Annotated in this window: 19 protein-coding genes and 1 pseudogene; 4 read left to right on the top strand and 16 right to left on the bottom strand. The window is 43.9% G+C overall.

Annotated elements, in window-relative coordinates; genetic code table 11:
• Nucleotides 1-129: 129 nt before the first annotated feature.
• The 3 genes from CVD19_RS13500 to CVD19_RS13510 form a co-directional block, all read right to left on the bottom strand.
• Nucleotides 130-2,208, bottom strand: a complete 2,079-nt coding sequence (locus CVD19_RS13500; RefSeq protein ID WP_101582376.1) for a DUF262 domain-containing protein — start codon at nt 2,206-2,208, stop codon at nt 130-132.
• Between the two features lie 92 nt (nt 2,209-2,300).
• Nucleotides 2,301-2,636, bottom strand: coding sequence for a hypothetical protein (locus CVD19_RS13505; RefSeq protein ID WP_101582377.1), 336 nt, complete (start codon nt 2,634-2,636; stop codon nt 2,301-2,303).
• Between the two features lie 124 nt (nt 2,637-2,760).
• Entirely contained in the window at nt 2,761-3,507 is a 747-nt protein-coding gene (locus CVD19_RS13510; protein ID WP_101582378.1) for a hypothetical protein, read from the bottom strand.
• A gap of 206 nt (nt 3,508-3,713) precedes the next feature.
• Here CVD19_RS13510 and CVD19_RS24230 point away from each other — a divergent pair, with 206 nt between their 5' ends.
• A complete protein-coding gene (locus CVD19_RS24230; RefSeq protein ID WP_142383530.1) occupies nt 3,714-3,908 on the top strand; it encodes a hypothetical protein in 195 nt (64 codons plus the stop codon).
• Nucleotides 3,909-3,910: 2 nt separating this feature from the next.
• On the opposite strand, the gene CVD19_RS13520 is transcribed toward CVD19_RS24230, so the two are convergent.
• From CVD19_RS13520 to CVD19_RS13580, 13 genes and pseudogenes are all read right to left on the bottom strand, one after another.
• Nucleotides 3,911-4,231, bottom strand: a complete 321-nt coding sequence (locus CVD19_RS13520) for a hypothetical protein (protein WP_101582380.1) — start codon at nt 4,229-4,231, stop codon at nt 3,911-3,913.
• Nucleotides 4,228-4,464, bottom strand: coding sequence for a hypothetical protein (locus tag CVD19_RS13525; RefSeq protein ID WP_101582381.1), 237 nt, complete (start codon nt 4,462-4,464; stop codon nt 4,228-4,230). Before CVD19_RS13525 ends, CVD19_RS13520 begins: the two co-directional genes overlap by 4 nt.
• A 205-nt stretch (nt 4,465-4,669) precedes the next feature.
• On the bottom strand, nt 4,670-6,739 hold the full coding sequence (locus tag CVD19_RS13530) for a CocE/NonD family hydrolase (protein ID WP_101582382.1): 2,070 nt from the start codon (nt 6,737-6,739) through the stop codon (nt 4,670-4,672).
• A 19-nt stretch (nt 6,740-6,758) separates the two neighbouring features.
• Entirely contained in the window at nt 6,759-7,922 is a 1,164-nt protein-coding gene (locus tag CVD19_RS13535; RefSeq protein WP_219620103.1) for a DUF819 family protein, read from the bottom strand.
• A 26-nt stretch (nt 7,923-7,948) separates the two neighbouring features.
• Nucleotides 7,949-8,968, bottom strand: a complete 1,020-nt coding sequence (locus CVD19_RS13540) for a dipeptidase (RefSeq protein ID WP_101582383.1) — start codon at nt 8,966-8,968, stop codon at nt 7,949-7,951.
• 129 nt (nt 8,969-9,097) lie between these two features.
• Nucleotides 9,098-10,237, bottom strand: a complete 1,140-nt coding sequence (menC, locus tag CVD19_RS13545; RefSeq protein WP_101582384.1) for an o-succinylbenzoate synthase — start codon at nt 10,235-10,237, stop codon at nt 9,098-9,100.
• Nucleotides 10,238-10,253: 16 nt separating this feature from the next.
• The gene (locus CVD19_RS13550) at nt 10,254-11,075 is read right to left on the bottom strand and encodes a GNAT family N-acetyltransferase (RefSeq protein ID WP_101582385.1); all 822 of its coding nucleotides are present in this window, start codon (nt 11,073-11,075) and stop codon (nt 10,254-10,256) included.
• The gene (locus tag CVD19_RS13555) at nt 11,068-12,210 is read right to left on the bottom strand and encodes a M20 peptidase aminoacylase family protein (RefSeq protein ID WP_101582386.1); all 1,143 of its coding nucleotides are present in this window, start codon (nt 12,208-12,210) and stop codon (nt 11,068-11,070) included. The genes CVD19_RS13550 and CVD19_RS13555 overlap by 8 nt, the downstream gene beginning before the upstream one ends.
• 12 nt (nt 12,211-12,222) lie before the next feature.
• Complete coding sequence (locus CVD19_RS13560) at nt 12,223-13,071, bottom strand: MurR/RpiR family transcriptional regulator (RefSeq protein ID WP_101582387.1); 849 nt, start codon at nt 13,069-13,071, stop codon at nt 12,223-12,225.
• A 214-nt stretch (nt 13,072-13,285) separates the two neighbouring features.
• Nucleotides 13,286-13,405: pseudogene (locus CVD19_RS13565) on the bottom strand (helix-turn-helix transcriptional regulator); the annotation flags it as partial.
• A 31-nt stretch (nt 13,406-13,436) separates the two neighbouring features.
• The gene (locus tag CVD19_RS13570; RefSeq protein WP_101582389.1) at nt 13,437-13,847 is read right to left on the bottom strand and encodes a type II toxin-antitoxin system death-on-curing family toxin; all 411 of its coding nucleotides are present in this window, start codon (nt 13,845-13,847) and stop codon (nt 13,437-13,439) included.
• A gap of 6 nt (nt 13,848-13,853) precedes the next feature.
• A complete protein-coding gene (locus tag CVD19_RS13575) occupies nt 13,854-14,120 on the bottom strand; it encodes an AbrB/MazE/SpoVT family DNA-binding domain-containing protein (RefSeq protein WP_257985135.1) in 267 nt (88 codons plus the stop codon).
• A gap of 230 nt (nt 14,121-14,350) precedes the next feature.
• Nucleotides 14,351-16,621, bottom strand: coding sequence for a transporter substrate-binding protein (locus tag CVD19_RS13580; RefSeq protein ID WP_101582390.1), 2,271 nt, complete (start codon nt 16,619-16,621; stop codon nt 14,351-14,353).
• A gap of 241 nt (nt 16,622-16,862) precedes the next feature.
• Here CVD19_RS13580 and CVD19_RS13585 point away from each other — a divergent pair, with 241 nt between their 5' ends.
• From CVD19_RS13585 to CVD19_RS13595, 3 genes are read left to right on the top strand one after another with little or no spacing between them, the layout of a single operon-like run.
• Entirely contained in the window at nt 16,863-17,912 is a 1,050-nt protein-coding gene (locus tag CVD19_RS13585; protein ID WP_101582391.1) for an aliphatic amidase, read from the top strand.
• A 47-nt stretch (nt 17,913-17,959) separates the two neighbouring features.
• Complete coding sequence (locus CVD19_RS13590) at nt 17,960-19,033, top strand: AAA family ATPase (RefSeq protein WP_101582392.1); 1,074 nt, start codon at nt 17,960-17,962, stop codon at nt 19,031-19,033.
• On the top strand, nt 19,023-19,634 hold the full coding sequence (locus CVD19_RS13595) for an AmiS/UreI family transporter (RefSeq protein ID WP_257985136.1): 612 nt from the start codon (nt 19,023-19,025) through the stop codon (nt 19,632-19,634). The genes CVD19_RS13590 and CVD19_RS13595 overlap by 11 nt, the downstream gene beginning before the upstream one ends.

The raw sequence follows: 19,634 nt of genomic DNA on the forward strand, positions 1-19,634 counted from the left end.
TACCTCCATTTATTTAACATTCTTTCAAGGGGTCTTCTGGAATTCGTAATCCTGATATGTGGCAGCACCAAAACACCTTCCTTACTCACTTGTTAAACAGAATTAAGAATTAAGCAAAATAATTCCCTTTTACATAAAGTCCAAAAACAAAAAGTCTTTTTTACACTCCGAATCCTCGAATTTTATGTTCCATCTTCTTTCCATAAAATCAACAAGCTTTAGCCCCCGGTCCAAAATTGAGTCAGGATTCCAATCCTGGTATCCAGCTACTTCAATCTCGCTATGTGATCCGTCATTATATCCCCGCCGGACCTTAATTCCCTGCGAATTGAATTTGTCCTTTTTCTTTTCAGAAAAGCTGTCGTTTTGAAGGCTGGCATTTATGCTCATAGATAAAGGGATAAGATTGCCTAGCGACCCAGTAAGGATATTTTTTTGCTCTTCATCAAATGCACTAAACTGCTGATTCCAATATGGATCTGTTGGGGTTTGAGGATAGATATGTTCAATCGAGATTTTATCCTTTTCACTCTTTACAAAATAAGTCCAGTCGATTTTTGGATTCCCTGCCTGATTGACTTTTTCCACTTCATATTCGTACAAGAAATACCTTAAACCATTCCATCCATAAAATCCCTGCCCATTTTTATATAAACGCTGAACATAGGTCTTAAAAGGCTGGTAATCAAACTCTGTCCCTGCAGCAAGCCATTCTTCCACTCTCTCATTGAGTAACTCACAAACCTTTTCAATCGTAATCTTTCCCACATACAGTTGCCTTGTGGCTCTATAAAATTCACTGTTCCTGTAAGTTGAAAAAGCTCTGCCCAACCTAAAGGCGACAAAGATAAACCTCTCAATTTCTTTAAAAAGTTTAACTCTCTGAAAAGAGGTTACACCCGGAGTAATAAAGGACACGGTAACCAACGGACGAAAATAAGCAATCCCGATCCGATTTAAACGGTCCAGCCACAAAGCCTCTTCACTCGTTAAATCCAGGTTATTGAACGGATTAAAAGAACTGTACCAGTATTTCGCCGCCGATTTAAGGCTCCCTACGTACTCCTCAATTTCCTTAGGAGACAGTCTGGCCCGCTTAATTTGTACCTCTTCCACATCAGGAGACTCACTCTCTTCACCTTCACCGCTGTCGCTAACTTCTCTCACTTCTTCAACTGTCTCCGCTTTTACTTCTGTCTTTAAAAATACATTTTGTGGCGTAAACTTCTCATCCAGCAAGAAGCGGATATAATCATCGCCCTTTTGCCGGGTGTATTGAAAGTACATAATCCAGTGAGCCGTAAGATAATCGTCATCATTTAATGGCTTTGACTTGTTTCGTCCTAGATGATGATAAACCTGCTTCCACGCATCGTTAATTTTCCTTCTCAGTACACTTCGGTCATCATCTTCAAGTTCATCAACTTCATAAAGTGTGGTTAAGTAGATAAGACGGTTCTTAAGGAGCTCAAGATTTGAAAGTTTTTTGCCTCGGTTGTTCATGGTTTCAAAAGCAACAAACACATCAAAATCATCTTGGATCTCATGAAGGTTAAACATCAGATTTTGTGTTGTCTTCTTAAACAGTGATTCAATTTCGGAGATTCCATTCTTCCGATAGGCATTTAACAGATTTTCTTTAAAAAATCGCTTGGCGTTTTCCAGGTTAAGAGTATAAAAGGTTTCTTCAATGCTGCCGCCATTTGGAGCACCAAAAATATTGTGCTTTAAGTACTCAAAGCTCGGGTTGTCCGTTTCATAGCCAAATTTATATGTATGAATAATAAACTGTGGTGGTTTAGGCACAACCAGATACTCTTCCTGAATTTGCCGGAGGTTGAAAGTACCAACATAAATCTCCTCATCCCTTTTCCCTTCATTTTCAGGCAGAGTTTGAACGAGATTTACGATTTCCTGTATAAAGATAACAAAGGTTGTCAGCCTCTGCTGACCATCCACGATAAAAAATGGTTTGAAGCCCCTATCCTCAATTAGCCATCTTTCATCATCCCATTGTTTCCATTCCTTTTTGCCCGCTTCCTTAAGCGAGAGCAAGCCGGTGTAATGGAATCGTTCCGGAGGAAGATTAACAACATCTTCCCAAAAATCGGTCAGCTGCCTGGTCGTCCACGCATAGCCCCGCTGGTAATCAGGGATTCGGAATAACCGGTCCTTAAAAATACTTTTTAGTGATTCTAATTCGTTCAAGTAAAAACACCTCTACTCTCCAGCAAATTAAGATGTCAGCCTCCTAACAAACCACTTGGAGACTCACAATCCATTAAACCCTCAGAACTTAATTAAATATCAATCTCATCCAACTCCGGATCATCAAACGGATGCACTTCTCTCTTATAATACTTCACAATTTGCCCGTTGACTGCTTCCTCATACATCTTTAGAAACTTAGTTACTGTGGTATCAGACATGGGAAGGCCGGGTTCAGTTGTATAGCTCAATAGATCTTCCTTGTTCGCCTTTGCCATTTCATGAATCAGTTCGGTCTTGAGGTGATATTTTTCATATGTTCTAATGATCTTCATAAGCTGGTTAATCCTTGTTTCTGCAGGAAGGCCAAGGTGGTATTCCACCCCTTCACCTCCGTCTGGAAAATGAACCTTGCTTGTTTCGATCAAGTCCCAGCCTTCTTCAAGAAGCTTATTTACTCGGTATATCTCTGTATGTACGAAAATCTTGATATTGCTTCAACGCAAGCACCTCCGTATACTCCTTAGAGATTTTAAAGCTATTCTGTATAAGTTAACTCCCAAAATGTGATCGCAGAGTCTTCTCCATCCCCGCTTTATTTTCTTCAAACTGGCGGTGGCGATGGCCATTTCCTCCAGATGGATGTGGGAAACCGCTAAGAATGTTCTCAGGTGCCAGGCGATTGTTTTCAGCAAGGTAGTGGAGCACCTTCTCGACATTGACCCCCAATGGAATGATCAGCGGATTTTTCAAGCTTTTCATTTCCCTCGCAAATCCTTGAACGATATAGTCCTTTAGCAATTCTGTCTTCAGGATGTTAGGAGTCGAGCCGCTGTAATTCTTCCCTTTATGGAAGACAGGGTAAGTGATAACCGAAGTGGTATGCACAAGGCTGCTGGCTTCTCCAAACAGTTCACTGGATGAAGCTAAACCAAGGTGATTATGTAAATTCAGTTCATCGAGCATAGTGATCAAGTTTTTCCTCATCGGCCCTTCAAAGCTCGAATTTTTCTTTACTTCATGGAGTATTGACTCGTCACTCTTATCCTGATCCTTTAACTCTAGCACGGTAGCAAATGACCGTTTCATTTGGTGGAATCCCGGAGTAATTCCTGCGATTACGATTTGAGCATTCTCATTTACATGCTCGAAGGGAGCATAATAGATTTCAAGATTTTTCTTTTCATCTTTATCCAGTAAAAATGATTCATTGATCAACGTCGCTTCCTCCAAAGGAAGCGACAATGCTTGAATTCTTTCTTTGAAATCATCAAATTTAGAAAAAGCTGCTATTGCCAATGCTGTTCCCTCCATATTAGTTAAATTATACTGGGTGTAAATTCATTGTACCTTATTCGGCTGTTTGCTTTCACACTAGTTTTCCAACCGTTAATAGAACTTCCTCTTCAGTTGGATTGATACAATTAGTAGAATTCTCATTGCCTAACATGCTGGAATGGATTCATAACTATTTGACATTGAATGGTCCTATGTGGATGTTACAAATGGAGTCAAAGATTGCCGTTCCAGCTTTAAACATTCCAGCCGAAATTACTACAGACCTGCAGAAGCTTTCTGAAGGAGTGGATTTCCATGTTGATAAGCAGATCCTCTTGGCCGCTCTCTTCTGTTTTATCGGCTTCCTTTTCATCATTACTCGCTTTTTCCTCAGACGAACAGGCGGTAAGCAGCGCCATTAAGGTCAAAAGTGAAATGAACAATAGTATTTTTCATGAATATCTCCTCCTGGATTGCCGCGTTCCAGGTAGCAAATAATATTGCCTTCTTTAATGACACCTTTGTCAATTTCCCCGCCAATATTATCCGAGACCCACATATCAGGCATGTCGATTTGCTCCCCAGTGCTTGTGACCAAAACAGCCTGGTCTGGATAGAATGTGAACTTACCATCAGTCGTATTTTCCATCCTAAACTTCACTCCCACGGCAGAAGCATTGGCATTCTCATCTTCCATCGTTGGGGCTTTATCTGTCACAACAACCTTCTGCACTTCAAGCTTCATCCGTTATAATTATCCGACCACTTGGCGTTATCATAATACGTCCAAATATCTTCCGACTTCTCTTCTGCCTCAGGTTTATCATCCTCTTCAACTTTCGCACCCTCGCCCCCAGTTTTAGCCTCCGCCTTGTTTGTATCATTCTTTTCCAGCTCATCCGTTGCGGAATCTGCACCACAGGCAGCCAACATTGCCATCAGAAAAATAGACACCAAAACCATCAGCATTTTTTTCATTTTGGTTTCCTCCTTGTTTTAATGTTTGATTGTCTTATAAAGCCATTGTACCTCGTTTTTTTACGCCACCCTTCCCCAAAACGGGAAGGGTAAAAAGCATAAAGAAAAACACCCGCTTCGCGCAGGTGCTACTGGTAAACTTTATTAATTTATTTTGGAAGTGTTCTTCAGTGGTCTCGAGCCGCCCCATGCTTCCATCCAATCTTTAATCTTTTACTACAATAGGAAGCTTTACATGGGTAGGATATTTGTCATCGTGGAAGATTTTTTGCTCTGCGACGATATAGTCAGTGTCTGATGCTGGGTCATTCCCGGTATTTTGATTCGGAAAGGCAAGGTTGACTGCTCCAGAAGTTATGGAAATTCTTAGTCGGTGCCCTTTTTTAAACGTATTTGCAATCTTGGTCATCCTGATTTCGTATTTCTCAATTTTCCCTGGCTCCAAAAATTCCGGCTTCCTAAATGAATTTCTATATCTCGCTCGTATGATTCCATCTGAAAGCCTGATCGAATTTCCTTTGGGATCGACATCCGTAACCCGAACCACCCAATCTGTATCCCTGCAGGAGCTGGACGCGTATAATACTCCTATAATATCCCCTGCAACTTCGAATTCTTCAGCAAACGGTTCCGATGTATAGACGAGGACATCATCCCGCTCTTCTACTTCCTTATAGTTTTCAGGGACACTGCATTCATTTTCGGACACATCGATGAGATAAGGGGCCGCATCTTTGGGATCAAACTTATATTCATCATGCTTTTCTTCCTGGGGTATCTCAGTTGTTACCGTCCCATTATCCGTCCCCTGGTGTGCCTGTCCACTGCTGCTGATGTAAAAGTTCTGGTATTCCGCTGCTCTCGGCGGCCACTGTTCATCTTTTTCCCATTTGTTTGAGCCTACAGAATAGTACTCTACCCTGGGTTCCTTGTCGACCCCATTTTCAATTCCCTTCAGGAAGCGGTCAAACCAGCGCAAATACAGGACATCCAGATCATAGCGGATTGAATTCTCGCCAAATCTCACGTTATGGATTTGCCGTGTTGAATTCGCATCATGATACCATGGGCCCAATATGAGCCGCTGGCCGCTGCGGTTGTTCCGCTGGTTCATCTCCCAGGCCTCTGTGGTACCCATGCCGTCATCATCATACCAGCCCGAAATAAACAGAGAAGGAACATTGACTTTTTCGCCATGGACGGTAAAATCGGATTTCTCCCAGAACTCATCATAGTCCTGATGCTTCATCCATTCGTTCCAGAACGGAATTTCTTTTCCAAGGGCTTTAAGCGGGATGTCCTGGATCGGCCTGATATTGAGTACCTCTTCCCAGTCATCGCGGTTTAAAGCCGCTGGATCCATCCTTTGACCGGCCATCATAAACGACCAGGCGGATATGCCCGAAAGGAGGGTTCCTCCTTTTCGAGGCAAATCCACAAATGGAGTTCCGGCTGTGACAAGGCTGACAATGGCCTTCAAATGGGCGTTCCCGCTTGCAGCCGCAGCCCATTGGACAAAGCCGCCATACGACCCGCCAATCATCCCGACATTCCCGTCCGACCAATCCTGCTCAGCAATCCAAGTCAGGCTGTCGTCCCCGTCCTCCATTTCATGGGCCATCGGAATCCATTCCCCATCCGAATCCTCGCGTCCCCTGGTGTCCTGGGAAACAACTGCATAGCCTCTATGCACATACCGGAGCATATGGGGGCCGCCGAAATCTTTGCTTAACCTTCCATATGGAGTCCTGATGAAGATAGCAGGAACTCTGGTGTCCTTCGCCAATCCTTTTGGCAGCCATACATCTGTAGCGAGCTGAACGCCATCCCTCATTTTTACCCTGAAAGTCCCCAGATGGCTGACGCCGTATTTGGCCTCGGAAAGGAGCGGATCCTTCCACTGTCTTAAAGGCGTCAACTCCTCGAATCCATCCTTCACCAGTACCATGCTGTCTTCTCTTCCGTGAAAAAGAAATGCAATAATGCTATTTTCGCAGATGACCAGATCGATTGGATGCTTTCTGTTCATAAGCGCCCATATTTCGGCTTCCTGTTCAGCGCCTTTTGCGGGCCCTTTGATCTTCTCGAACAAGGAGTACTCTTCCCCGGTCGATAAAAGGACCTTTTCACCAGCAAAGTCTGTATCAAACAGCTCCTTCAGGTTCAGCTCGCCCAACGGCATTTTTTCAACGGATTTAACATTTTCCGTATCCCATGGATCGATTTCCCCAAGAAAAATCCCCGACTTGAACAATTTAAAGCTTGCTTTTGGCATTTTCCCTCCCCCTTTTCGTTTAACCGCCGATAATAGCACGGATTAAATAAGCTGTCCCAATCCCGATATAGTTTCCGACTGCAAATCCGACAGACCCGAGAATAATCGCTGTGCCGATGATTGATTTCCATTTGGCCGAGCCTGCTACTACAGCAGCGCTGGTCCCATCAGCAATTGCTGCAACGACGGAGATTAATACATATTGATATTCGATTTTAGAGATGCGGCACAAAATGATATGCAGCAGAAACGAACCGAAAATGATCACAAAGCAGAATACGGCAATTAATGGAGTGGAGCTTGCAAATGCCTTGATATCGATAAGCAGTCCGATAATGACCAGGAAAAACATTGCGACGAACATTCCCAAATCAGTGCTTCCCGGGATGGAGCGCACTCGTTTGAATTGTGCCAGGATTATTGCAAACGTGGTCACAAAAATGATTTCCAGGGAGCTGGCATAAAATTCCGAGAATAATCCTGCGAGCCAGGTCGATACAGCTGTAACGGTGAAACCAATGGCAAAAAGGCTGGCAATATCGGTAATCGCCCAGGACTTTTTCGAAAAAAGCTCATGCTCTTCTTCCTCACTGGAAGCAGCAGTTTCAGCCAAAGTGTAGGGCCACCAGTTTTTGAACCAGCTTGATTTTGCAATCAAAGCAGGCAACGCGAAGAAGAAAATCAAGGCTGGTATCCCGACAACATAGTCGGCCGCATTCGCACTGGCAAAGGTTTCGGGTGTAGCGTCAAGTCCGGTCCCAATTGCCGTCAGGTTGGCACTGCCCCCTGTATAGGTTCCGATGAACATACCGGCGATTTTCCAGCCTTCTTCGATTTTATCCGCAAAAATCAGACTGGCAAGGAAAGTTACAACGGTCACGCTCAGCACCGCATAGCCCATGGCAAGCAATGGCCTTTTTGCCAGCCTCAGCCATTCCTTTATGTTTACATTCAACAGCATCATGGTAAGCGATACAGGGATCGCATATTCAAAAAATACACCATAAACATCGTTCCAGTGCGGCAGAATCTTGAAGTTTGAGAGCAGGATGCCGATAATGACGCTAAATAGCGCGGGCCCTGCCCAGCTGGCCCACTTGTACCTCATCACATAAAAAGAAAAAGCCACAGTAGCTGTAAGCACAGCCATAATTGATAGATTTCCAGACAATAATGTTTCCAATCCCTTAACCCCCTGTTAATATATTTTTAAAAAATATTCAAGAAATTTCTCCCTAAAATCTTTGCGATATCATCGTCCGAATACCCTCTCTTGGCCAAGCCTTCAGCAATCCTCGGCATCTCCTGGTGGCCGGCGATGATATCAAACGGCCTCCGCGGCATTCCAGCCAGATCTTCAGCCGAGACATACTTCATAAAATCGTCGCACAGATCCAGCCCCAATCCGACATGGTTGATGCCAGCCAGGCTGACGATATAATCGATATGATCGATATACCGTTCCAGATTGCTGTTCTCATCCTCCAATGACACCATCATGTTTACAGCGTTGAGGCCGATGACTCCTCCAGTTGCAGCAATCGCCTTTATCTGGTCATCCGTCAGGTTTCGCATCGTGTCTGCCAGCACCCTTGAATTGGAGTGGGAAGCAATCACCGGCCTTTTTGCTACCTCGATGACATCCCAAAAGCCTTCGTCATTCAAATGGGTGACGTCGATGGTCATTCCCAGGCTTTCAGCCTCTTCGATCAGCTTGATTCCAAAACTGGTAATCCCTCCTTTCCTGCCTTCTCGCACAGGGCTGAAATGGCTCCCATCCCCGACTGCATTTCTCCTGCTCCATACCAATCCAAGATTGCGGACCCCAAGTTCGTAGAAGATCCTTAACAAGGTTATATCCGTACCGATTGGTTCCGTCCCTTCAAGCGACAATAAAAACCCAACTTTTCCAGATTCGCGGGCCGCTTGCATATCCTTGCTGTCCCGGCAAATCATCAGGCTGTCCGGGGATTCCCGCACTTCTTCATGCAGTGCACTAATCTGGCTAAGTGCCTTTCTTAAGGCCATTTCAGGCAAAAAACTGCTGTCAACAAAGATGGCGGCAATGATGACATTTACTCCCCCTTCTTTAAAGCGGGGGAGGTAATCTGTTTCAATTACCTTTCTTCTGCCCTTTTCCCTTTGAAGGGCCACATCCATTAACAAGTCAAAATGCCCATCGAGTGTTATTGAATTATTCTGAATAATCATTGCATCAGACTGCTTCATCCCTTCACCTTCCAGAAGTAAAATTATGATAGAAACTGGCTCGTTCCAGATTTATACTGTTTCGAGCCAGCCTGCAACCCAAAAACATTTGTACAGTCCAATTGTTTTGGGTCACCAAATCCAAAAAGACTATTGCCCCAATTCACGCCTGATATATATTTGTTCTACCCGGTATTTTTCCAATGCGGCACGGTTGATGTCGAACCCGATTCCCGGAGAATCCGGAACCTGGATCTTTCCGTCTTTTACGAAAACCTCTGGGCGAATGATGTCCTCCTGCCAATAGCGGGAAGAAGCGGCTGTGTCCCCCGGAAGCGTAAATTGGCTTAACGTCGTGAGTGCAATGTTGTGCGCCCTCCCTACCCCGGCTTCAAGCATTCCGCCACACCAGACAGGGACATTATGCTGTTTACAAAAATCATGAATTTTCCGGGATTCCGTCAGCCCGCCTACCCGGCCGATTTTGATGTTAATGATTTTGCAGCTCCCCAGTTCGACCGCTTTTCTTGCGTCCTCGAGGGAATGGATGCTTTCGTCGAGGCAGACCGGGGTTTGGAGCTCCGCCTGCAATCGGGCGTGGTCGATAATATCATCATGGGAAAGAGGCTGTTCGATCATCATCAGGTTCAAGTCATCGAGTTTTTTCAAATGTTCAAGATCTTTCAAGGTATAGGCGGAATTAGCATCGGCCATCAATGGAACCTCGGGAAAATGCCGTCTGACTTCCCTCAGCATGTCCACATCATTGCCTGGCTTGATCTTCAGCTTGATCCGTTTATAGCCTTCTTCCACATTTTTTTCAATTACACGGAGAAGGTCTTTCGTCGTTGGCTGGAGGCCGATGCTGATCCCAACATCAATCTCTGCTTTTTCTCCGCCCAGCGCATGAGCGAGGGTCTGGTTTGTCCTTTTTGCAAACAAATCCCAAACAGCGCCTTCCAGGGCTGATTTTGCCATATTGTTTCTCCTGATTGGTTCGAATCTTGCGGAAACTTCATCCGGGTGTGTGATTGGCGTTTCGAACAGCATGGGGATTAAAAAATCTTCCATGATGTGCTTGTTTGTGTTTACGGTTTCTTCACTGTACCACGGGCTTGAAAAGGCCACTGATTCACCAAAGCCACTGATCCCGTTTTCATCGACCGCTTCAATAACAAAAAACTCTTTGTCCTGAAAGGTGCCAAAGCTGGTGGTGAAGGGGGCGTTAAGACGCATGACCAGCCTGTGCAGAATGATTTGCTTTACTGTAATCGGGGATGTCTGTGCCATGTTATAACCTGCCTTTTTAAGAAATCGAAGTAAACTCTCTCTTTTTAAAAACATAATAGCTTAGCTGCTCTTCTTTCCTTCTGAATACGTCAGTGGCTATGTATCCTTTTGATATCAGCAGCTGAATTGTCTCCCTTGTTTTCAGCCTCCAGTCCAGCGCAGCCCTAGGGTCAGCTTTTTTTATGGCTTGAATATTTTCAGGAATTGGGACGAAATAGCAATCCCTGCCATCTGACACCTTTCGAGTATGCGCTTTTTGGGCCATTTGAAAGTGATTTTTGCTGATAGAGGTTTCAATCAGGTTCAAGTCTGGCTCCCACTCAATCGTTTTTTCATTCTTTACGTTTGCGTGAGGACTTCCAATCCACCAATCAACAATGAATCGGTCGGTAGGGAGGCCCTGATTGAGGCCATCGTCCATAGCCTGGTAATAATTTTCATGATACTCTGCCGCAATGCCACCCAGTTTATGCAGATTCAGATAGGCATTCACACTTTCAAGCGGATCGTACGTCCAGACAATCAAGGAATACCCCATTTCAGCTGCCAGTTCCTTTTGCCTGAGCTTAAGCATTTCCCCTATGCCGCTTTTGCGATAGTCAGGGGAAATGCCCAGCATGTGGGAGCATAAGTATGTGAATCCATTTCGAAAGCCGGGAAAGCTGTACAGAAACCCGATCATTTTTCCTTTATCATAAGCACCAAGGATGATCCCGCCATTTTTTAATGCCGTAAAGGTTTGATGAATCGGGATGGAGTCCATATCCCATACACGGGTTTCAAGTTGCTGGATATTCTTCAGACCGTCGATCGTGTCGATACTTCTGATCTCAATCATCCTTATTTGAATCCCCTTTCTCCAGGGTGGAAAGTATCGCCTTAGTCAAAATGTTAATGCCGATAAACATTGCTTCCCGGTCAAATGTCATGTTTGGATGGTGCAGGCCAGGCTGCAGGTTACAGCCCAGACCGAGCATGGTAGCTTTAAGATGGGGCCTTTTTATAGTGTAAAAATGAAAATCATCACCTCCGCTTGTAACAAGCGGGGCCGTAACATTCTCGGCTCCCAGGACACTGGAAATGGCTTCTTCCATAACGGACTGCGCCTCCCCGTTAACCTCGGCAGCTGCTATATTCGCTCCAGTTTCCAGGTTTATTTTTACCTTATATAAGGCTTCAAGGGCCCTTGCAATATTTTCGGTTTGCGAAGCGAGCTGCTCCATCCCTTTGTTTGTCTGCGCCCTCAGGTCAAGGCTGAAATTTGCATTACCAGGAATGATATTTGTACTTTCTCCCCCGGCATGGAAGGAGGTCATTTTGATGGAATAGGGAAGCAGCGGGTCGAGATGGATCCCCTGCAGATGATGGACAAAATCTGCTCCGACCTGAATCGCGTTGGTGCTTAAATGGGGACGGGCCCCGTGGCTGTCTTCCCCGCGAATGGTTCCTTTGATAAACCTCGCGGCACCGTGGTTGATGGCCGGGGCTGCCTGCCCTTTTGCCATTTCCTGGATTGGGCGAAGGTGGACTCCATACAAGAAATCAACATCATCAACCACTTTTTCCTCCACCATTTTGAGGGCTCCAGTCCCCTTTTCTTCCGCCGGCTGAAAAATAAACCGGATTGTCCCTTTATGAAGGGTATCCATTTGTTTTATAGCGAATAGCACACCAAGGACAATGGCCATGTGGGCATCATGGCCGCAGGAATGGTTCTCCCTGAATTCCCCGTCCACTTCCTGCCAAAGGGCATCCATATCCGCCCTTACCGCGACGACAGGTTTGCCTTGCCCAATGTCGCCGACTACCCCTGTACAACCTGCAAATGTCCGGACATGGCATCCATTTGCCTCGAGCATTTGTTTTATGTATTTGGTCGTTCCTTCCTCTTTCCAGCTTAGTTCAGGGTGTGTGTGCAGGTAATTAAAAATATTGAGGATTTTATCCCTGAATTCAGTATGATTGCTGATCATTGTTGTTCTCCTTTATTCCCCGAAAAAATTCTCCAGCCGAAGATTTTCGTATGCTTTCCTTCTTTTCTCAAACAATTCCGGGTTTTTCACGGAAATGCCAGCCACAATAGCATTCATTAATGAGAATATAGCAGGGGCCGCATCCAGAGTGGATTTGACAGGAAGCTGGACCGTAAAGGAAATGTCGGAATGCGCCCTGATAGGTGCAACCTTTGAATCGGTAATCGCAATTACATAAGCCCCTCTCTTCTTTGCTTCCTTCGCAATGTTAATTGTCTCGAGAGCGTAACGATGAAAAGAAAAGGCTACTAAAGTGCTGTCTTCATTCAGCTCGCCAATCCTTAATAGCACGTCATCGGTATCTGGCCTGAACATTCTCACATTGCCTCTGACCAAGTCCAGCGAGAATGAAAACCAATGGGCCATGGAATGGGAGGACCGAACTCCTGAAACAAGGACCTGGTCCGCGCCTGATAACCTAGAAACAGCCTCCTTAAAATTTCCCTCGCTTAGTCCCTCTGCTGTCTGCCGGATAATATCAGCATCCATCAGCAACATCTTCTTGGCAAAATGAGGCTCGTGTTCCATTTGTTTTTTTCCGGCTTGATATTCAAACAGGCTGCTCTGCCGGTTAAACATATTATCCTGAATATCCTTTTGAAAAAGGCTGTATCCATTATAGCCAAGGGCATGACAAAACCTGATCACAGTCGTTTCACTGACCCCGATTTCCTTCCCTATTTGCTCGGCCGGTTGGACAGCAAATGCTTCAGGGGATTTCAAAAAATAAGTGGCCACTTTTTTAAGCCCCTTTGAAAACTGATCAAATTGATCTTCAATCTTTCGTTTTATTGATTCCATAGAGAAGATCTCCTTTTTGAAGGGAAAACTTTTTTTGTTAAAAAATGAAGGATTTTCTTTATTAAGTGAAAGGATATCATAGCTGTGATGTTTTTTCAATTTTTATTTTATTCAGACGAATGGCTTTTTTTTATTAACAAAAAAGAAGAGGTCCCCTTACTATAAAGAAAAACACCTGCATGCGCAGGTGCTACTGATAAACTTTATAGAATTTCTAAGCCTCTTCTTTTATTCTTTCAACCAATGATGGAGGGGTAAGTACTTTGGCATCACTGCCCCAAGTCATCAGCCATCGCACCAGCCCGTCACTGATAATTGCCTGTGTGGAAATCCGAAATGCATCTTCCCCAACAGAAGGTACACCTTTAAAAAATGGGGTTTATATGTTCTCCAATCCAAGTAACAATCTGAGAAAAAGAAACTTCCGGCTGATCTGGATCTACAATTTTAACCCAGAAGTCCTCCGCCTCTTTTGGATTGACAACTAGCCGGTATCCATTTTGCCGAAGAAACATATACAAACTCGCAAACGCTGTTCTTATATTTGCATTATAAAAGCAGTGATTTTTTAATAAACTTTCAAACAATGCTGCTGCTTTTTCCTCAATGCTTGGATAAGCCTCTTCCCCAAATGCGCTTTGCTTCGGCCAATTAACAGCACTGCTTAAAAGACCTTCTTCTTTCACACCTTGCTGCTCTTTCGCAGAATATAATCGGATTTTATGCATATTTAGAAATATTATTTGATGCTCCGTTATATATTTTACTTCGTCCATGATTACTTACCTATCAACCAGGTTTTTAAAAGTCTGGTCATATTCATTAATCATATCGTCCATTTGCTCCAAGAATTCTTCATCAATTCCTTTTGGCAGCTTTAAATTTGCTTTTTTCTTAATGGTTACCTGACCCTTCACTATCTCAAAACGCACTTCATCACCTTGGCCAATACCCAAGTGTTCCAACACTTCCTGTGGAAACGTAACACCTAAACTATTCCCGATTCTTGTAACTTTTCTTTCCACTTCTCTCACCACCGGTTGAGTCATAATGGTTCCTCCCCACTATTTATATATACGTTTCGGGTGGTTTATCATCGTTCAAACATTTTTGTATTAACCGTTATAACTATTACAACATCATGACTTCGTTAAATTACCTTTGAGTACATAAAAGATGCCTGCGCCCCGGCACGTTAACATTTTACTCCACTGGGGGGTCAGGCACCAAAAATTCATTTACATAATTTAAGGAGTAGGATAGGTCTTTTCTTTTAACCTCAGGTTAATTTATACTCCCGCAGCTTCCGGTACAGTGTGCTCCTTGAAATACCAAGGGTTTTTGAAGCTTCGGTTATGGAGTCAGTGGTTTTAAGTGCTTGCTCGATTAAGTTTCTCTCGTTGGTTTTAATGGAATACTGTTCCTTTTGCTGTTGTTCTCCTACTGAGTGTATTTCCTGAGGCAAGTGTTGAGGCTCAATAATTTCCTGGTTCCCTGCCATTAAAACGGCATGTTCCAGTACATTACGGAGTTCCCTAATGTTGCCTGACCATGGATAATTTAGCAATGGTTCGAATGAAGCAGGACGAAGGGATTTTACCTGCCTACCGTAGCTATTACAGATATGCCGAACAATTTCATTAGCCAGATGGGGGATGTCCTCTTTTCTTTCCCGCAACGGAGGAATGGTGATTGAAAGGACGTTAAGCCTGTAGTATAGGTCAGAACGAAACGAACCATTGTTTGCGATCTCTTCTTTTAGATTTCGGTTGGTTGCTGCAATGATACGTACATCTACTTTTCGCTCAATGTTTTCTCCTAATCTCATAATCGTTCCTGACTCGATCGCACGCAGCAGGACAACCTGAAGATCCTGCGTCATTTCCCCTATTTCATCCAAAAAGAGCGTTCCTCTATGCGCTGCTTCAAACTTGCCTGCTTGTCCGCCTCTTTTGGCCCCTGTAAAAGCTCCATCGGCAAATCCAAATAACTCACTTGCAATTAAGTCCTTCGGGATAGAGGCAGTATTTACTGCAATGAAAGGCTGGTTTTTGCGGTCACTCTCCATATGGATCGCCCTTGCCATCATTTCTTTCCCTGTTCCTGTTTCCCCCATTATCAATACATTGGCTTTTGATTCGGCTGCAACATGGCCAATCTGCAGCTGTTTCTTATAGTTTTCATTAATTGTTTTAATCATGTGGAAAGCCAGCGGCGATTGGCTGATCGAAATGTTTGGTTTTGGTTTAAGCAGGATCACCTTTTGATCATTAGCATCATAGCGGATAAGCTTGAAGGATTTATCTAAATCTGAAATGTTTGAAGATAAGTCACTGTCACTGGAAGCTGAACGAAGATATTTTTTTGCTTTTTCTGAAGAATAAATAATTTCATTTTCACTGGATGTGATAATGACGGCTTCTTCACTTATTTTCATCCATACATCCAGGATATGAGGGTTTAGCAGCGAAGACGTCTGCTTTCCTTTTTCCAAAAACGGTTTGGCCCTTATGTTCTCTCTTGAATCCCATACGATTGAGAACTGACCATCCGTCTTGACTCTTCCAATTCGAGACGGCCTTGCAAGGTGCCGAAAGTCGGCCTCTACCTGAACCGATCCACACGGTGTTTCAATCCTCTTACTGCTTAACTCGTAAAAGATCGATCGGAATTCCGTTGTTTTCCCCTTGAAGATTGCTTCCAGCGTCAATATGGTCCCTAAGTATGTATTGTACATGACGCTGGACACGACTTTTTCAGACCTAGTGTAAAGTTTGAAATCCCGTAAAAACTTTTGGTTTTCATCGTTATCAAGGGATTGAAAATAGCTTGCTGCTCCATAGTGTCCTGCGGCATATTCGGGCTTCATCGCAGCGATTTCCGTTTCTTTTGTAATCGGGCTAAAAATCGGCAGTGTTTCCGGATTTAACCCCATTTCATAATACGTTTTATAAAAGGGGATAACACTGGATCCCACCAGTGTTAAAAAGATTGCGTCAGGCTGTTTTGAAACCACTTCCTGCAGAATAGTAAAAAACTGCTGATGACCAAATGGCACATACTGCTCTCCGACCACGTCACCGCCCTTTTCCGAGAGGTACTTTCTTACTTGCACATTCGTTTCCCGAGGATAAATATAATCTGTACCGATACAGTACACCTTTTTACCATATTGCTTTGTCAAGTAATCGATCAGCACAAGCACCTGCTGGTTTGGAACTTCCCCCGTGTAAAACACATTGGCATGGCATTCCATCCCTTCATACAAGGTGGGGTAAACCAGCATGCATTCATATCTTTCCAGGATAGGCAATATCGCTTTTCTGCACGCAGATGTATAACAGCCTACAAATACTTTGACACCCTGTCTTGCTAACATGTCAGCTTCTTTAGCAGATTTAACCGGATTGGAGGCAATGTCCCGGACAATGACTTCAACTCGATGATGCTTCTTATTAAATTCGTGGACCGCATATTGAGCCATTGCACATTGTCCGCGTTCTGTAATTGCAGTGGTTCCTGTTAATGAAAAAAGCAATCCTATTTTCATGGACTTTCCTCCCCTGTTTCATTTTGAGAAACTGTTCTGATTTCGGAAAGGTGAAAACTACAGGTTCATTATAGCAATTTTTCTAACAATTTAGAATTATTAGTAATAGGTTGTCTCATTATGAGACACTTTCATTCTCCTTCTTGTTTAAAAACCTCAATCCCTCTTCATTTTTTAAGTTGGCACGAGTTTTGCATTATAAACAAGTGAACACTCATAAAAATTGAAAGGAGTTTTTCAAATGAGACATGGGGATATTGGCAGCAGTCATGACACGGTTGGTGTTGCAGTGGTTAATTACAAAATGCCAAGACTGCACACAAAGAGGGAGGTCCTAGAAAACTGCAAAAATATCGGTGATATGATTGTAGGAATGAAAAAAGGCCTTCCAGGCATGGATTTAGTCATTTTCCCAGAGTATAGCTCAATGGGAATCATGTATGACGAACAAGAAATGTATGATACCGCAGCAACAGTACCCGGAGAAGAGACTGAGATTTTTGCCCAGGCATGTCGAAAAGCAAATGTATGGGGCGTCTTCTCTTTGACAGGAGAGCAGCACGAAGATCACCCCAATAAGACTCCTTATAACACGTTAATATTGATGAACAACGAGGGGAAAATCGTTCAGAAATACCGCAAGATTCTTCCTTGGAATCCAGTTGAGCCATGGTATCCAGGGAATACCACTCACGTTGTAGAAGGTCCAAAAGGCATGAAGATCAGCTTGATCATCTGTGATGATGGGAACTATCCTGAGATCTGGCGTGACTGTGCAATGAAAGGCGCTGAATTAATCGTCCGCTGCCAGGGATACATGTATCCTGCAAAAGAACAACAAATTATGGTAGCAAAAACGATGGCATGGATGAACAACTCCTATGTTGCGGTTGCGAACGCATCAGGTTTTGACGGTGTCTATTCCTACTTCGGACATTCAAGCATCATTGGTTTTGACGGCGGAACTCTCGGTGCATGTGGTACAGAGGAAAACGGCATCCAATATGCAGAGCTTTCTGTTTCGCAAATACGGGATGCTAGGAAAAACTGGCAGTCTCAAAACCATCTCTTCAAGCTTCTCCACCGCGGCTATACTGGAACGATTAAATCTGGAGACAGCGATAAGGGCATTGCCGATTGTCCATTCGAATTTTATCGCACATGGGTAATGGATGCTGAAAAAGCACAAGAAAACGTTGAAAAAATAACCAGGACTACCGTCGGAACTGCTGAATGTCCAATCGAAGGCTTGCATCATGAAGAAAAGGAGAAAGTTGCCGGAAAACAATAATGGTGAAATCAGCATATCAGACTCTCCTTTAAAGAGGAGGAACATAGATGCCGTTTATTAATGATCAGTTAAGAGCCAATGAAGAGCAGCTTTTGCGCAAGCAATCTTTTGCTTCAAGGTTCACCTTTAAAACGGAAGATGTGATGCACCACCTCACATCTTCCATCTTTGGTCAGGACCATGTTTTACAGCATATTGAAAACATGCTGCATATTGTAAAGGCTGATATCGGAGATCCATATCGGCCTTTATATGTAGCCCTATTCCTGGGACCAACGGGAGTCGGGAAAACCGAAACGGTTCGCTCCGTTGCAAAAGCAATCCACGGGGATCCAGAACTTTTTTGCCGGGTAGACATGAACACCCTGTCCCAGGAACATTATGCCGCTTCGCTGACCGGGGCACCGCCAGGTTATGTCGGGAGCAAGGAAGGATCGAGCATCTTCCAGGAAGATTTAATTGAAGGAAGCTTCAGTAAGCCCGGCATCGTCTTGTTTGATGAATTGGAAAAAGCAAGTGAACCTGTCATTCAAGCTTTGTTAAACGTATTTGATACCGGAACACTGATCTTAACTTCAGGAGAACAAAAAATTGACTTTCGCAATACGCTGATCTTCATGACCAGTAACATTGGTTCAAGAGAGATGGGAAACTTCGCCAATAATTCCCTAAACAACAAACTGAAAAAACTACTTTATCGAACAAAACCAGCAAATTGGAGAATGAAAGAAGACGTCATGATCAGCCATGTAATCAAGCAAAGCATGGAAAAGTCATTCCCTCCAGAATTTATCAACCGAATCGATGATGTCTTGACCTTCCAATGGCTCAAACGAGATGTAATGGAAGAAATTCTGAATGCACAGCTAGAACTGCTGAATGAACGTCTGAAGAAAAAACAATATCAGCTTGAAGTGAATGAAGAGGCAAGACGGTTTTTAATCGAAAAAGGCTATGACCAAAAATACGGTGCCCGATCACTAAAACGCAGTATTCGAAAACATTTGGAACTTCCAGTGGCATTAGCGATGCGCACCCAGTCAACCGGAAAGCTGAGAGCATCTGTACAGGGAAATGAAATTGCAGTAAATCGGCAGGAAGGAATGATAAATGATGTCTAATGTCGGCTTACTCTATGTTGGTGCCGTTTTATTCGTCAATGGCTTGATGCTTTTAAACCGTGTGGATGGAAAAAGTGCAGCCATATTCAACCTGTTCATTGGCGCCCTTCAGGTCATAACACCGCTTTATTTAATCATGACGTCTCAAGGAGATACGGCCGTCATATTAAATGCATCAGGAATATTCCTGTTCGGCTTCACCTATCTCTATGTCGGACTGACAAACTTACTAGACTTGAACACGTCTGGACTCGGCTATTACTGCCTTTGGGTATGCATCCTCGCAATCGGTTTTTCCCTTCTTAACTTCACACAGTTTGCAGATGTAAAGTTCGGGATCATTTGGGCAATGTGGTCGTATCTGTGGCTGCTTTTCTTTTTACTTTTAGGCCTGGGAATGGACATCGGTCAATATGTTGGAAAAGTAACACTTGTGCAGTCGTGGATTACCGCGACCCTCCCTGCGTTCCTATCTTTAGTGGGGGAATGGAATTCATTAAGCGATCCCTTAGTGTATGGAATTGCCATCCTGTCCGTCGTTTACTTCATTGCAGCAGGCATCCGAAAAGGCAAAAATCAAACCGTGGGGAACGCAGCTTAA

Origin of the sequence: Bacillus sp. T33-2 (assembly GCF_002860205.1) — a bacterium.
Lineage (GTDB): Bacteria > Bacillota > Bacilli > Bacillales > Cytobacillaceae > T33-2.

What these genes read in the sequence shown, in the direction of transcription:
- CVD19_RS24230 (WP_142383530.1), top strand. Translation starts at nt 3,714, where the DNA reads ATGGAGTCAAAGATTGCCGTTCCAGCTTTAAACATTCCAGCCGAAATT.
- CVD19_RS13520 (WP_101582380.1), bottom strand. Translation starts at nt 4,231, where the DNA reads ATGAAGCTTGAAGTGCAGAAGGTTGTTGTGACAGATAAAGCCCCAACG.
- CVD19_RS13525 (WP_101582381.1), bottom strand. Translation starts at nt 4,464, where the DNA reads ATGAAAAAAATGCTGATGGTTTTGGTGTCTATTTTTCTGATGGCAATG.
- CVD19_RS13530 (WP_101582382.1), bottom strand. Translation starts at nt 6,739, where the DNA reads ATGCCAAAAGCAAGCTTTAAATTGTTCAAGTCGGGGATTTTTCTTGGG.
- CVD19_RS13540 (WP_101582383.1), bottom strand. Translation starts at nt 8,968, where the DNA reads ATGAAGCAGTCTGATGCAATGATTATTCAGAATAATTCAATAACACTC.
- menC (WP_101582384.1), bottom strand. Translation starts at nt 10,237, where the DNA reads ATGGCACAGACATCCCCGATTACAGTAAAGCAAATCATTCTGCACAGG.
- CVD19_RS13550 (WP_101582385.1), bottom strand. Translation starts at nt 11,075, where the DNA reads ATGATTGAGATCAGAAGTATCGACACGATCGACGGTCTGAAGAATATC.
- CVD19_RS13555 (WP_101582386.1), bottom strand. Translation starts at nt 12,210, where the DNA reads ATGATCAGCAATCATACTGAATTCAGGGATAAAATCCTCAATATTTTT.
- CVD19_RS13560 (WP_101582387.1), bottom strand. Translation starts at nt 13,071, where the DNA reads ATGGAATCAATAAAACGAAAGATTGAAGATCAATTTGATCAGTTTTCA.
- CVD19_RS13570 (WP_101582389.1), bottom strand. Translation starts at nt 13,847, where the DNA reads ATGGACGAAGTAAAATATATAACGGAGCATCAAATAATATTTCTAAAT.
- CVD19_RS13575 (WP_257985135.1), bottom strand. Translation starts at nt 14,120, where the DNA reads ATGACTCAACCGGTGGTGAGAGAAGTGGAAAGAAAAGTTACAAGAATC.
- CVD19_RS13580 (WP_101582390.1), bottom strand. Translation starts at nt 16,621, where the DNA reads ATGAAAATAGGATTGCTTTTTTCATTAACAGGAACCACTGCAATTACA.
- CVD19_RS13585 (WP_101582391.1), top strand. Translation starts at nt 16,863, where the DNA reads ATGAGACATGGGGATATTGGCAGCAGTCATGACACGGTTGGTGTTGCA.
- CVD19_RS13590 (WP_101582392.1), top strand. Translation starts at nt 17,960, where the DNA reads ATGCCGTTTATTAATGATCAGTTAAGAGCCAATGAAGAGCAGCTTTTG.
- CVD19_RS13595 (WP_257985136.1), top strand. Translation starts at nt 19,023, where the DNA reads ATGATGTCTAATGTCGGCTTACTCTATGTTGGTGCCGTTTTATTCGTC.